General features: G+C 53.9%; 9 protein-coding genes. 5 read left to right on the top strand and 4 right to left on the bottom strand.

Features of this window, described 5'->3' with window-relative positions; translation table 11 throughout:
- Positions 1 to 119: 119 nt before the first annotated feature.
- From ACN0YH_RS26260 to ACN0YH_RS26245, 4 genes are all read left to right on the top strand, one after another.
- On the top strand, positions 120 to 650 hold the full coding sequence (locus ACN0YH_RS26260) for a sigma-70 family RNA polymerase sigma factor (RefSeq protein WP_417382570.1): 531 nt from the start codon (positions 120 to 122) through the stop codon (positions 648 to 650).
- Positions 647 to 2380: a FecR domain-containing protein gene (locus ACN0YH_RS26255; RefSeq protein WP_417382569.1), complete on the top strand. Its 1734-nt coding sequence runs from the start codon at positions 647 to 649 to the stop codon at positions 2378 to 2380. Before ACN0YH_RS26260 ends, ACN0YH_RS26255 begins: the two co-directional genes overlap by 4 nt.
- A 224-nt stretch (positions 2381 to 2604) precedes the next feature.
- The gene (locus ACN0YH_RS26250; RefSeq protein ID WP_417382568.1) at positions 2605 to 5685 is read left to right on the top strand and encodes a PSD1 and planctomycete cytochrome C domain-containing protein; all 3081 of its coding nucleotides are present in this window, start codon (positions 2605 to 2607) and stop codon (positions 5683 to 5685) included.
- Between the two features lie 14 nt (positions 5686 to 5699).
- Positions 5700 to 7151 carry a DUF1501 domain-containing protein gene (locus ACN0YH_RS26245; RefSeq protein WP_417382567.1) on the top strand — a complete coding sequence of 484 codons (1452 nt, stop codon included), beginning with the start codon at positions 5700 to 5702 and terminating at the stop codon, positions 7149 to 7151.
- A 265-nt stretch (positions 7152 to 7416) separates the two neighbouring features.
- Here ACN0YH_RS26245 and ACN0YH_RS26240 read toward each other — a convergent pair whose 3' ends face one another.
- Together ACN0YH_RS26240 and ACN0YH_RS26235 are read right to left on the bottom strand one after the other, a co-directional pair.
- The gene (locus tag ACN0YH_RS26240; RefSeq protein WP_417382566.1) at positions 7417 to 8955 is read right to left on the bottom strand and encodes an aldehyde dehydrogenase family protein; all 1539 of its coding nucleotides are present in this window, start codon (positions 8953 to 8955) and stop codon (positions 7417 to 7419) included.
- Positions 8956 to 8962: 7 nt separating this feature from the next.
- The gene (locus tag ACN0YH_RS26235) at positions 8963 to 10087 is read right to left on the bottom strand and encodes a saccharopine dehydrogenase C-terminal domain-containing protein (protein ID WP_417382565.1); all 1125 of its coding nucleotides are present in this window, start codon (positions 10085 to 10087) and stop codon (positions 8963 to 8965) included.
- A 191-nt stretch (positions 10088 to 10278) separates the two neighbouring features.
- On the opposite strand from ACN0YH_RS26235, the gene ACN0YH_RS26230 reads away from it, so the two are divergent.
- Entirely contained in the window at positions 10279 to 11643 is a 1365-nt protein-coding gene (locus ACN0YH_RS26230) for a hypothetical protein (protein ID WP_417382564.1), read from the top strand.
- A 15-nt stretch (positions 11644 to 11658) separates the two neighbouring features.
- Here the strand turns inward: ACN0YH_RS26230 and ACN0YH_RS26225 are convergent, their stop codons facing one another.
- Entirely contained in the window at positions 11659 to 13590 is a 1932-nt protein-coding gene (locus tag ACN0YH_RS26225) for a hypothetical protein (protein WP_417382563.1), read from the bottom strand.
- A gap of 217 nt (positions 13591 to 13807) precedes the next feature.
- Positions 13808 to 14689: a hypothetical protein gene (locus ACN0YH_RS26220; RefSeq protein ID WP_417382582.1), complete on the bottom strand. Its 882-nt coding sequence runs from the start codon at positions 14687 to 14689 to the stop codon at positions 13808 to 13810.
- Between the last annotated feature and the right edge of the window lie 23 nt (positions 14690 to 14712).

The following is a 14712-nucleotide window of genomic DNA, read 5'->3' as shown; positions in this document are numbered from 1 at the left end:
GTCGTTTTAATGAATAAATTTCTTTTTATCAGAATCTGCGTTAGATTGGAGTCTGTTGAACTAATGAACTGATACAGGACGTTTTATAATTATCTGATTCGCGCGGAAGGGCCTTGGTTTTGTCGGACTGTGATCTCGATGAAGAATATGTCGCGTTGATTGCCGGCAGTCAGCCTGCGCTGCGGGGGCTGTTGAGGGCACTGATACGCCAATCTTCAGATGTCGATGATGTGCTGCAGGAGACGAATACCGTGCTCTGGCGGAAGCGACAGGAATATGATCGGGATCGTCCGTTTCTTCCCTGGGCCTGTCGCATCGCGCAATTGCAGTCGCTGGCGTATTTCAAACGGGTGCGTCATCACAGTCAGTCGGCTGTGGACGAACAGACGCTGGAACAGATTGCTGCCGTCGCGACCAGTCGAGCTGTAGAGACGCATGCTCACAGTGCCGCGCTGACGCATTGTATGGAAAAGCTGCCGCCCGAACATCGACAGCTGGTGGAGAGCCGCTACTGCGATGCGACACCGGTGAACCAGATTGCTTCGCAGGCAGGACGTTCAGCGGATGCCGTTTCAATGTCCTTATATCGAATTCGAAAAACGCTCATGGAATGTATTCAAAAACAGGTGGCCCGGGAGGCACAGTTATGAATTCATCAAGCGATGCCATTCAAAAAGAACTCGCTGCGCTGACGTGCAGAGTTCTGGATCATAGTCTGACCCATGCAGAAGACGCGCGGCTGACTGAGATTCTGTCTGAATACCCTGAACTGATCGAAGACTATACGAATCAGATCCAGGTCGATGCGGTACTGACAGCGGATCTGTATGCCTCGGTGCCGGAAGGGATCGATCTGGAGACACTGGAACCCGCTGCCTATCCGGTAGTCGTCGCGGAAGAAGTCGTCGCTGAGCCGGGACGAACCGTCTCGTTGTGGCAGTCCGTCACTGTGGTGACAGTCGTGTTGCTGGTGGGCATCGCTTTGTGGCTGAATGCGGGCTGGTGGGATGTGCAACCGGTCAATCAGGTTGCTGCAATTTCTGAACCGGCTCCGCCTGCGCTAAGCCATGTCGGGATGCTGCTGGATACGGAGGATGCAGTCTGGGAAGACGAAGATCTGGGCGAGGAGATCGCCTATGGGACCCGGTTTCCGGCGGGAAAAAAACTGTGGCTGAAGTCGGGGATTGGCCGGATACGTTTTGAAAGTGGTGCGGGGGTTGTGCTGGAAGGACCAGCGCAGATTGAGCTCTCTTCGCCGCTGAAGGCGAAGCTGAACTATGGCAAGATTGCCGCTTACGTTCCTGACGAAGCACACGGTTTTACCATCGATACCCCTGAGATTCAGATCGTCGATCAGGGGACGCGGTTTGGTGCTGTTGTAGATCCACTGGGTAAAGCGGAAGTGCATGTGTTTGAAGGGCGGGTGGATGTCAAACCGCAGTCTGCTGCCAAGACGCTCAATCTGAAAGCGAGTCAGGCGGTGCTGTTTTCCCGACAGAATGCACTGGGATCTGCGATCCGACTGACGCCGACTAAATTTGCTGATGTGCCAACTCCCGAACAGTTGACGGCAGCGAAGTCGGGAAACTATCCCCCCGTGGAAGCGGTTCCCTTTGAACGCGAAGCAGTGCGGAATGAATATGCCTTGATTCAGATGCAGTCCGCGTTGCCGAAAGGGATTCTGGCTGGTGAAGTGTTTGAGTATCCGGCGACGTCACTGTTACAACAGACCGGGGGCGTGGGTTTTCACTATGAAGGCTGGTGGGCCGATCCGAATTTTACCCGACTGATGGTCCCCGAGCAGAAAATGCAGTGGGGCGAACTGGAGGGGGGGCCGATGGTTTTGCAGTCGCGGGGACATCATCATGCCTATCCGGCGCTGGCGCATCGGATGGCACGCAAGCTGGAAATACCGCTCACGAATGATTTCTATTTCAGCATTCTCGTGAACTATGATGGTCTGGACAAGAATGATTTCTTTGCCCTGTGGTTTGACGATTCGCCGGGAGGCAAGGGGGCCAGTCATTCGCGTGTGCCCAATTTCGGATTGAAAGAGAAACGGTTCTTCGCCCGTTTTGAGGTGAATCAGGAAGGGTTTTCCGCGGGACTGGTGGAAGGGGAATGTTTTCTGCTGGTGGGGCGTGTGATGAAAGAGCAGTCGTCTTATTTCAATCGTCTGGAAATCTGGGTGAACCCGGTCGGGGATCGGAGTGAGACTCCTGATGCGGTCGTGGAGTTGGGTAAAGGGGCAAAGAAGCTGAATGCAGTTCACGTTCTGGGAATGCGAATTGGACAATACACAGAGGTCGGCGATTCTCTGTTCGTGGATCGACTGGTACTTGGAAAGACTTTTGAATCAGTGACACAACCTGTGGAGTAATGACATTCATATTTTTTTATCAGGATGAGTCTAAATAAATGGGAGAAACCGGGGGTTGTTTAGTGTTTAAAAAATCGAAATGGTCCTTATCAATGACACACAACCGGGGCTAACGTCCTGCGGCTAATTTGTCATACTGTCTGGCAAAGTGTGAAGCACATTTAAAACCATTAAAAAAATGCGACGTGGCGGATCTGCTCACGTTTAATCAGATAGAAGGCAGGATGATAAATCAAGCTCAAGCATCGAATCGAGTAGGCAGGCATCTGGTAACGGCGCTGTTGGTTTGCGGACTGCTGGTCTGTTCTGTGCAGACGTTTGCCGGGGACTCTCCGCGGCTGGCGCAGGGACTGGTGAATCGGCAGGTTGATACAGTCAAAAAAGATCAGAAGGGGTTTGGCTGGAACGGGGGCTGGATTCTTTCCCAGCGACAACCGGCACTATTTGTAGACACGAAAGATAAGCGAGCTGAAGGCAAACCGCGGGCAATTCAGCATGAAGCGTTGATTCAAGGTTCAGTCGAGCGAAATAATCCGTTGCGACGGGAACTGCAGGAAACATATCAGGGCCAGGAGCTGTTTCTCCGGTTTCGTTTTCGCTATGCCGCCGACCAGAAGTCCCGCGATGAGGGGGAGTTCTTCGTCTTCTGGCTGGATCGTTACGAGGGTTCGGATAAAGCCGTACATGCCAATCATGTCCCGAATATCGGCGTGCACATCGCCTCCAGTGGACCGCAGAAGGGAAAAGTGGTTTTCATGGTGCGGATTGGCGCGCAGAAAACCGCCTGGAGTTCGGTGGAACTGGAACGGGATCGGGATTACCTGATCGTGGGGCGGCTGTCGAAACCGGAGAAATCGTTGCGGGCTGGTTTCACACGATTTGAGTTATGGGTCGATCCGAAGCCCGGTGATCAGGAACAGCCGGTCGCGACAACGGTGAATCCGCAGAGTGTGAATGGTGTGCGTTGGGTCGGTTTTGCGACTGGTTATAAAACCGAACTGGAGGACCAGATTTATGTCAGCGATCTGGTATTGAGTCGCACGTGGAGCGATGTACTGGATGTTTCGCCGGGACAGATTCCGGCCGGTAGTTCAAAGTCACAAACGGCGTGGCATAGACCGGTACATTTCAAAGACGAGATCGTCCCGTTGCTCAAGCAAAAATGTTTCAACTGTCATGCCGGGGCGAATCCGGATTCGGGGTATCGGCTGGATGTGTATGACGAACTGCTGGGTTTCAGTACCGGGGAAAAACTGATTGAGCCGGGGCAGAGCGGACAGAGTAAGCTGATCCAACTGGTTTCTTCACAAGTCGCTGAAGAACGAATGCCACCCGCTGATTCAGAGTCGGCGTTGTCGAAAAAAGAGATTGCGTTATTGCGTGCGTGGATCGACCAGGGGGCGAAGTGGGATTTTGCCGTGCTGCCGACGCCACGAACGGAGTCAGATCACTGGGCATTTCAAACCATCAAACGACCGGCGGTTCCCAAGGTGAGCGGACCGAAGCCAATACGGACTCCCGTGGATGCGTTTATCACCCGTGCCTGGAACCAGGAGGGGATCAAGCCGGCAGAGGAAGCAGACAAAGCCACGCTGATACGGCGGCTGTCACTCGATCTGACGGGTCTGCCGCCTGCACTGGCTGAGGTGGAGGCGTTTGAGAACGATACCGATCCCCGGGCGTATGAAAAACTGGTGGAACGGTTGCTGGCGTCGAAACATTATGGGGAACGCTGGGCGCGGTACTGGCTGGATTTGACGCGCTGGGCAGAGAGCCACGGTTACCAGCACGATCTGCCGCGACCTTATGCGTGGCGGTATCGCGATTACGTGATCGAGAGTTTCAACGCCGACAAGCCCTACGATCAATTCATCAAAGAGCAACTGGCAGGGGATGAGTTGAAACCTTATGCCGATGAGCATGTTGTGGCGACTGGTTTTCTGGCGTCGGCCCGGATCAGCGGGAATCAGATGGACAAAGCAGCGCAACGGAATGATGTGCTGGTGGATATTGTCAACGTGACAAGCAGTGCGCTGCTGGGGCTCACACTGGAATGTGCGCAGTGTCATAACCATAAGTTTGATCCGCTGACACAGCGAGACTATTATCGGCTGCAGGGATTCTTTGTGAATGGCCAGTTGGGGAACCTGTCTTTGCAGGGAGATGAACTACCAAACCCGACAGATCTGAAGTCGTGGATGACAAAAGGAACGTTTGAATTTTATCAGCGTGAAGCAAAGAAACTGATTAATCGAAAACGATTTGCGCATACTAAGCAGCCCCACACGTGGGGATATTATTCTCCGTTGACGGGACATGACAAAATTAAGCGGTTGCCGGTGGTGAACCGCGATCCGCTTCCTTATTCCGCGGCACAACTGATACAGAGGAAGTCACAGATTCTGATTCGCGGTGATGTGCATAAACCGGGACTGGAAGTCGGGAAAGGCTGGCCGGTCGTTCTGGGCGCGACGACCGTTGATTCAGATCAACTTTCGCGAATGGTGCTGGCAGAGTGGATGAGCGATCGGAAGAATCCGCTGGTCTCACGCGTGTGGGTGAATCGGTTGTGGCAGTATCACTTCGGGCGGGGGCTGGTGTCGACGCCCAGCGACTTTGGAGTGCAGGGAGAGCCGCCTTCGCATCCCGAACTATTGGACTGGCTGGCGGTAGAACTGATGGAACAGGGCTGGAGTACGAAGCACATTCATCGACAAATCGTGCTGTCGTCGACTTATCGGCAGTCGCGGACGTTTGATGAAGCGAACTTTGAGAAAGATCCAGAGAACCGGTACCTATGGAGCTGGCCGCGCAGGCGGCTGGAAGCAGAAGCGATTCGAGATTCGATTCTGTGTGCGACCGGGGAGTTGAAACGGGATCTGGGCGGCCCGAGTGTACCTCAGGAGCGGGAAGAGGAAAATCTGAGGCGCACGATCTATCTGTTTCAGCGGCGAAGCGAGATGCCGTCGGTAATGGCGATGTTTGATGCGCCGGACAGTATTACCAGCTGTTCGCGTCGGCAGGTTTCGACGGTGGCGCTGCAGCCTTTATTCATGTTGAACAGTCAGTTCATGGATCGACGGGCGCAGGTACTGGCAAAAAATATTGTAGAAGAAACGGGCGACGATGACAGTCTCCAGGTAGAGGCGGCGTTTCTGAAAGTGCTGGGGCGCAAGCCAAGTCAAGAGGAGCAGGGGCGGTCCGTCTCGCTACTGCAGAGTGGTTCCGGCGTGGAGACAGAGCAGCGACTGTTGTTGTTGTGTCATGCGTTACTGAATCTGAATGAGTTTGTTTATATCCCTTAACTCAGAGGGTCTGAATGTTATTTGATGCAAACCAGAAAAACGGTACTGCGTGTTTCCAACGCAGTCGTCGGGCAATGCTGACAGAGAGTGTACTGGGCTTTGGCGCGGTGGGTTTGATGTCTTTGCTGGCGGAAGAGGGGCTGTTAAGTGCCGACGATGGTGCGCCAGCGCACGCTGGTCAAAGTCACTTTCCGGCGACGGCGAAGAATGTGATCTTCCTGTTCATGTCGGGGGGACCAAGCCAGGTGGATACATTCGATCCCAAGCCTCTACTGAAGAAGCTGGAAGGTCAGGCGGTACCTGAAGCCATTGCAGCCAGGGTTCCGAATATACCGCGGGCCGGCCTGGGTTCAAAACTGATGGCGTCTCCATTTACGTTTCAACAATACGGGGAGAGCGGGATTCCGGTGTCGAGTCTGTTTCCGGCGACGGCGGAGATGGTGGATGAACTATGTGTGCTGCGCTCAGTAAATCATCGGGTGCCCGTGCATGGTCCGGGTGAGTGTATTGCGCTGACTGGTTCCGCAGTCGGAGACCGACCCAGCCTGGGGGCGTGGATGACGTATGGACTGGGAAGTGAAAGCCGTGACCTGCCCGCTTTTATTTCCATGCTGTCTAACAGCACCGGCCCGGCTCCACAGACTCCCGGCTGGGGCGCCGGTTTTCTGCCCTCCCGATTTCAGGGGACGCTGGTGGATGGGAAACGGGGCATTCCCTATACGCGCATGCCGGCCGGCTATTCGAATGAGAATCGACGTGAACAACTGGATTTCATTCGCTGGATGAACCAGGAGCATCTGAATCAACTGGGTGAGGATTCGGAGTTGGAAGCGCGGATTGCTTCGTATGAACTGGGATTTCGTCTGCAGACCTCAGCTCCGGAAGTTTTCGACCTGGAAAGTGAAACAGCGGAGACTGCGAAATTATATGGTCTGGATGCCAAGCCGACTGCGGAGTTCGGTCGGCATTGTCTGATCGCACGACGACTGGTTGAGCGGGGCGTGCGTGTGGTTCAATTGCGAAACGGAGGCTGGGACGCGCATGGTTCGCTGAAGGGGAATCATATCAAACAGGCGCGGGCCACGGATGTGCCAATCGCGGGACTGCTCAAAGATCTGAAGCAGCGGGGACTGCTGGATGACACACTGGTGATCTGGGGAGGCGAATTTGGTCGCACGCCCACCACGGAAGGTGCCGCGAAAGGAGACCGACGGGGACGAGATCATTTACCGACCACATATAGTTTGTGGATGGCGGGTGGTGGCGTGAAGGGAGGCCAGATTATTGGACAGACGGATGAGCTGGGTTATACGCCGGTGGAACGTCCGGTTTCTCCAGCGGACCTGCACGCGACGCTGTTACACGCTTTGGGACTGGATCAGCACAAGCTGTTCTACAGGCATAACAACCGCAAAGAGATTGCGACGGTTCTGGGCGGGGAAGTGATCGGTGAGGTGTTCGGATAAACCGCGAATTGCATGAAATATTTCTACGACGAAAACACTAAATTGTCTGCAGGGAATGAAAGTGGGTGGTTTCGGATGTAATCCGATATTGCCGGAGGCAACAGGAAATTGTCAGGGTAGAGGTGCGGACTGGTAGTTCTCTTACCGACCTCAGTCCAGAATGGTTTTGAGGGCAAACGAGCTGTTTCTGGCTTGAACGCAACACTGTCCGTTTCCTGCTCGCTGCGCTCGGCCCGAATTGCATTCGGGCCCATCCGATGTTTTTTTACAGATCGAACTTGATGCCTTGTGCCAAGGGGAGTTCGGTCGAGTAGTTGATCGTATTGGTGGCGCGGCGCATGTAGGCTTTCCAGGCATCGGAGCCGGATTCACGACCGCCGCCGGTTTCTTTTTCGCCGCCGAACGCGCCGCCGATCTCGGCACCACTGGGGCCGACGTTGACATTGGCGATGCCGCAGTCGGAGCCGGCGGGGGAGAGGAACAGTTCAGCCTGGCGGATGTCATTTGTCATGATAGCCGAGGAGAGTCCCTGCGGGACGGTATTATGCATTTCGATGGCTTCCTCGAGATTGGTGTAGCGCATGACGTACAGGATCGGCGCGAAAGTTTCCTGCTGAACGATATCGGTCTGACCGGGCATCTCGACAATCGCGGGATGGACGTAAGAACCGCCTGCGGGGATGTCTGCTAGAATCGGATTGCCGAAGTGCACGGTACCCCCTTGTTCCTCGGCCGTGCGGAGCGCCTGTTGCATGGTTTCGAGTGCGCGTTGATCGACGAGTGGGCCAACCAGTGTTCCCTCATCAAGGGGATTGCCGATGGGTAATTTCTGGTAGGATTTTTTCAGGGCAGTGAGGAGTTTGTCTGCGATGCTTTCATGCACGATTAAGCGACGTAGGGTCGTACAGCGCTGTCCGCAGGTACCGACGGCGGAGAACAGGGCAGAACGAACCGTCATTTCCAGGTCTGCAGATTCGGTGACGATCATGGCGTTGTTGCCACCGAGTTCCAACAGGCTGCGTCCCAGGCGGCGGGCAACCGTTTCTGCAACGGCGCGACCCATGGGTACGGAGCCTGTCGCAGAAATAAGGGGCAGGTCAGGGTGTTCGGCGAGGGCCTTGCCGACCTCTGCGCCACCTATCAACAGACTGGAGATGCCATCAGGCGTTTCGGGAAAATCATGGGCAACCTGATTAACGATCTGCTGACAGGCGATTGCGCAGAGGGGCGTTTTCTCAGACGGTTTCCAGACGACGGTATCGCCGCAGACAAATGCGAGCATGGCGTTCCAGGACCAGACGGCGACGGGGAAATTGAATGCGCTGATTACTCCGACGGGGCCGAGGGGCTGCCATTGTTCCATCAGCCGGTGTCCGGGTCGTTCACTGGCGATGGTTTTGCCGTAGAGTTGACGCGAGAGACCAACGGCGAAGTCGCAGATGTCAATCATCTCCTGCACTTCGCCCAATGCTTCCTGGGTGATCTTGCCCGCTTCCCAACTGACGATGGCAGCGAGGTCGGCTTTGTGTTTGCGAAGTGCTTTACCCAGCAGGCGAACAAATTCACCCCGCCTCGGCGCGGGGACCTGTCGCCATTGGAGAAAGGCATTTTTACTGGTTGCGACGGCCAGGTTGACATCGCTGCGCGCGGCCTGCTGCAGGCTGACAAGTGTTGAACCATCGATAGGCGAGATACCTGTTAACAGTGCTCCACTTCCGGCGTGCCAGGTGTTGCCGACGGCGACCGCTTTCGGCTGATCAGAAATGCCGATACGTTTTAATACTTCGTGAATGGGATGCGTCATGATGTCCTTACCTGTCTGAATTCAATGCTTCGAGTCCAAAGGTTTCTGATTCATAGAACTGACCAAACCGGTTATTAATAAACTGATCAAAGGGGATTTCTTCCTGTTTCATCAATCCGGTCCCTTTCAATTGATGTTGCTGGACGAGATCGACGACTGCGCAGATGCCTGCACCTGTGGTGAGCTGGATCGCGCTCCAGATTTCGCCATTGATTTCTTTGGCGTACAGTTTTCGCAAATCGCTTTTTTCGACAAATTGTCCATTCCGGGTACCTCGCACGGTGCAGAAGACGACCACCACATCCTGGAAGGTGACCGGAATCGCATGTTCCATCACATCTTTAAGCAGGGCACGGCGTTCGGAAAGCCTCAGGTCCTGCAGGAGAAATTTCATCAGCATATGATGACCGGGATAACGGATCGTTTTGTAATTGAGCTCGCGTACCTGACCGTGCATGGTTTCACAAAGTGTCCCCAGTCCACCAGAAGTATTGAATGCTTCGTAGACATTGCCGTCGAGCGTGAATTGTTCGAGCCCTTCGAGCGGCAGATGGTTTTTGATGTGATGCGAATGAATCACTTCGCAGGGGTTACAGTATTCGTTGATCAGTCCATCGGTTGACCAGGTCAGATTGTAGGCGAGGGAGTTCGTCGGATGCTGGGGCAACGCGCCGACCCGCATGCGGACGGTGTCGATTTCTTCGAACCATTCCATGACATGTTTCGTGACGATGGTGACAAACCCGGGGGCCAGCCCGGACTGAGGCAGGAAGACCTGTCCCGGGGCAGCATCCGCGGCAATTTCCTTGACGGCAGCGGTGGTCTGGCGATCTTCGGTCAGGTCAAAATAATTGATGCCTGCTTCGAGCGCGGCGCGGGCGACTCCCGGATTCTCGCGAAAACTGAGGGCAGAAATCACGGCGGTACAACCCTGCATCAGCTGCAGGAGCTCTGTATGGGAATCAGCATTGAGCGTCCTCGTATCCACATCAGGCAGGCGTTTTTGAATGCGTTCTAACGCAGCAGGGAACTGATCTGCGATGCGCAACTGGTAATCACCGCTGGCATGTAGCAGAGCTGCAATCATGCGACCGATTTTACCTGCGCCGATTAATAGGATGGTCTGCGACATGTCGGTTCCTCCAGTCTGTACTTCAAGTTGTGGTATAATCTGTTGAGAGGATACACTGTAATTATATACGTGGAAAAGAACTTTTCTGATTGACTTTCTGTTTTACTTCCGTTTTTACGTAGTAAGAAATGATTGGCTACTTGACACTTCAGGTCAGACTGAAAAAATGAGTGTGGAAAAGGAAATAAACCATGTCCATTGAACGACTTACAGTATATGACTGGAAACGGTATCCGGAAACTTCTGAGTTTTTATTTACGCGGATTACTGATTTTTGCAAACGTTCCGCCCTGATTCAGGAATTCGCTGATCAGTTACAGTTTAAAACAGGTACCCGGTTATCGGACTGGGTGGATCATCTGGAATTGAACTGGTCTGAAGCATTGCAGCAGCAACTGGTTCAACTCGGGTATGTCGCTGTAGAAGGATCGAAGTCTCATTTATATCAGCATCCCGATGGAATGTTTCCCGCAATTCAGGCCAGCGATGCGGAAGTGGAACGAATATTCGTCCGTGTGGAGTCCGTCGCGGATTTTTTAACAATTCATCAATGTGAGTTGGAACGTCCGATTATCGGTGGTATTGAATCTGCTGTTCGACAGCGGATAGCGATCTCTGAAAATGGCCTCGAATTGCACGTGATTGAACGTCACGGTGCACCGATTTCCGCAGCAGATGCACTTGAAGTTGATGTGTCACTACTGTCGAAGCATGCGGAAGCGTTTCAATTACGAAAGCGTGATTTTGAAGATGATGTTGCCGGTTTTAGGAATTCCGAGTCTCTGATTAAAGCAGCCATTGCTGCCCTGGGTGTCGACCGGACCTGTGATCTGTTTTTTGCTGCAGAACGGGATTACTGGCAGCAGCGAAATACTGTGGCGCGGATTCAGAAAGCGCGTCAGGATACCATGGGCATGGGCTGGGCGAATCACGATCATCATACTTATCGTTCGAGCCGCAGTCATTTCTCTCGACTGATTTCCCTGCTGGAATTATTGGGCTTCGAATTACGGGAACGCTTTTATGCAGGCAGGGAAGCCGGTTGGGGCGCGCAAGTCCTGGAACAGCCAGCAGCGCGGGTCGTGATTTTTGCTGATGTGGATCTTTCTCCCGAAGAGGTCTCACAGGATTTCGCGCATGAACCACTGCCGGAGCGGAAGCAATTGGGCACAGTGGGGCTCTGGTGTCGACTGCATGGAGAAGCCTTTTTGCAAGCGGGTATGCATCACCTGGAATGCCAGTGCGACTTCGATGCCGCCCGGGAACAACTGGCTGAGGAAAATGCTGTCAAAACGATGAAACCATTCACGGACCTGCCACATCTGAAGCAGGCCTTTACAGCGGGTGAAGTCTGGCCCGTTGAGGAATCCCGTATTCAGTCACTGCTGGATGATGATTTAATCAATGCAGAGGCCGCAGACCGATTTCGTCTGCAGGGAGCCATTGGCTCGCATCTGGAAATCCTGCAACGTGAAGAAGGGTTCAAAGGTTTCAATCAGACCGGCATCAATGAGATTGTTCTGGAAACGAACCCGCTGAATCAGCAGAAAATATAGTGACTGTGAGTGGTATTATCTGGTTTGTTCCCGCAAACGTTCCATATGCGGCAGCGGGCCCTGTGGATCGGTTGACTCGGCCCAACCCAGTCCCGCTTTGTGTTCTTTCAGTTCCCAGCCATTTTGTGCGCAATAGTCTTTCAGCTCCTGCTCCGTCGGAAATCGCGCCAGCAGAACCGGCGCGCGGCGGTCTACGAGCAGTACGGTGGGCAGGGAAGCAAACTGCATGCGGTACAGAGTGGCTGGTTCGAATTTGTCTGTGATGAATGTCGCCTGGGGGACGCGAGGAAACTTCAGTTCTTTCAGCTGGGCTTCTTCAACCAGCGATTCATTCGGGAAATCCCAGGGAAAGGCATTGCTTTGGATCTGATAAAAGCAGAACAGCGGCCCGAGTAGCGCCAGGCTTAAGAGTAGTCCCAGATAGATTGATTGCGAGCGCGGGTGATCAGCTTGCTTAGCAGTTGGCGAAGTAGCATAGAGTGCAAATCCGAGCAGACAGAGTGCCGCCGGTGCAATGTGCAGCAGCAGGCGGTTCATGGAAGTGGAAACGTGCCAGTACGGATTGTAAGGGGTTAGCAGATAGACGGCGTAGTAACCGCCCAGCTGGAAACCAACTGCTATCATTAACCGCGGCAAGCGATGTTTGCGGCGGAAATAATTCAACAGAAACAACACTGCGATGGACCAGAGCAAGATCGCTTCGGTTTTCCAGTCGAACAAAACGTTCCACAACTGGCTCCAGATAATCTGATGCCATTCGGGTGATTCCACCTGATCGAGTCGTACCAGCAGGCTGTAAGGATTAAGGAAGACTTCGGGTTGCAGCACCTGACTGATTTCAAATGCCCGCTGCGGTTCGATTAAATCATTGGGAGGAGCCAGGCTGATTTTGAACCAGATCAGGAATACGAGAGGAATTACAGCGCCTTTAAGCAGGTCGGGCAGCATGGAAATTTTATTTTTCTCGGCTGCTTCCTGCTCTGGTGATTCCAGGAAGGAGTGGCTGAGTCTGACCAGGATGAGTGTGCTGAAGCAGGCGAGTATCCAGAGCTGACCTTCATTTTTAACCAGAGCCGACCAGGTTACCGCAAAACCAAACAGGGACCAGGCCAGTCGCTGTTGCGAAATCATGGCGTATTGATACCAGGCGAGCGATGCGAGAATTGCGTAGGCCAGCATGAAGTCGAGCGATTTGACGGCGTGCAGGTAGATCAGAAACGGCGTACTCAAAATAACGGCAATTGTGAAAGCAGCCCAGAAAGAAGTTTTTTGTTCCAGAGCATTCCACCAGCCGGCGAGAATGAGAACGAAGCTACTGAAGCAGGGAATGGTGAGTGCAGCGACCGCCAGAGAGGAACCGCTGCCATCCAGACTCCAGAGAGGAACCAGCGCCCAGGAGAACAGAGGCGGATAATCGGGGTGGAGCAAAGCGAGATCATTACTGAAGCCCTGCGCCCACATGTCGCCGCCATCGACAAGGAAGCGGGCTCGCATGATCCAGGTAAACATCGGGTCCCAGCTCCCCCAGGGAACCCTTAAGTGAACCATCACAGCAATGACACATTCAGCGAGCACTGATAACAGAAGGATCCAGACTACCGGAGCGGGAAGCGAGGCTGGTGTTTTTTCCAACTTTTGCGTGCGGAAGAGATAGACCAACATTACCGCAAACAGCAGGAGCAGGGGGATCAACGAGGGCAGCCCGATAAGAGTCTGCAGCAACCCACTGATTCCGAGCAGCGAAATCCAGGCAATGGGCAGGCTGCCCCAGGCAAGCAGGCGCGCAGTTGCTGGAACGCGACGGAAGACGATCAGCCCCGCAATGCTGTAGAACAGGAGTGTGACAATCAGAGAAATCATTCCAGCCAGTGTAACGCGGACTGGGTTCAATTTAAAATGAAACGGGTCTTCCGGTTTTTTACTGCCACGAAAAGCACGAAATGACACGAAAATATGGGGGAGAAGAAATGGAAAGCGATATCCGGTATTGCTACAGGCAACAGGAAACTGTCAGGGTAGAAGTACAAACTAAAGTTGGGCTTTCCGACTTCAGTCTGTGCCTTCATTGAGAATAAGCCTGGTCATCTCTTATTGGAATGGAATACTGTCAGTTTCCTGCGCGCTGCGCTCAGCCCGAATTATATTCGGGTACATCCTTACTTTTTCAAACTTCCGGCAGAACCCAGGGAGCCCGCCATTCTTCGCGGCCGCGGAGCTGGTTGGCTGCGTCGTCGTTTTCGAAGGTTTCGGTTTTCGGATCGAGAACCAGTGTCCGACCGACGCGGGCGGCGATGTTGCCGGCGTGACAGAGGACCGAGGCGGGGTGTCCCACCGTTTCCAGATCGCAGGCCGGTTTGTTGCGGGTTTTGATGCAGTTGAGGAAGTTGGCGACGTGCGGGGTAGCATCGCTGTCTCCTTTGACTTCCTTGATGAGCTTGCCGCGTTCGCCATAGACGCGCCAGCGACTGTTGCCGATGGTCATGTGGGCTTTGTCGCCGTAGATGACCGCGCCTTCGGATTCACCATGATAATGATACGGGGCCCAGATTCGCATTTCGTAGGTCAGGATCTTCGGCGTGTTGCTCTGGTATTCGTAAGTGACCTGCAGCGTATCGGGCCATTCCTGCATGTCGTCGAAATACCATTTGCCACCGGTCGCGGAGATTTTTGAGGGGAGTGAAATCGATTCGTCTCCCTGTGCTTCGCAGGCGGCGTTGAGCGCAGCGAAGGCCATGTCGAGCCGATGCACGCCGTCGTTGCCCAGGTCGCCGGTACCGTAATCGTGGAACCAGCGCCAGCGTCCGTGGAAACGGTTTTTATTGAAAGGACGTTTTTTCGCCGGGCCGAGCCACATGTCGTAATCGACGGTTTCGGGAGGCGTACCATCCGGCGGGTTGCCGATATTTCCCTGTTTCGTACTCTCCCAGGCTTTGGCGACCAGGCAGCGACCAAGGGCACCGCTGCGGATATATTCGAGCGCCGACTTGAGGCGTTCGGTGGAACGATGCTGCGAGCCCATCTGCACGACGCGATTATGTTTCTTCATCGCGGCGACCATTCGCTGCCCTT

Origin of the sequence: Gimesia sp., assembly GCF_048262075.1 — a bacterium.
In the GTDB taxonomy this organism is placed as follows: Bacteria; Planctomycetota; Planctomycetia; order Planctomycetales; family Planctomycetaceae; genus Gimesia.
Note: the sequence above shows the minus strand (reverse complement) of the source record. Positions and strands in the feature narration are given on the sequence as shown.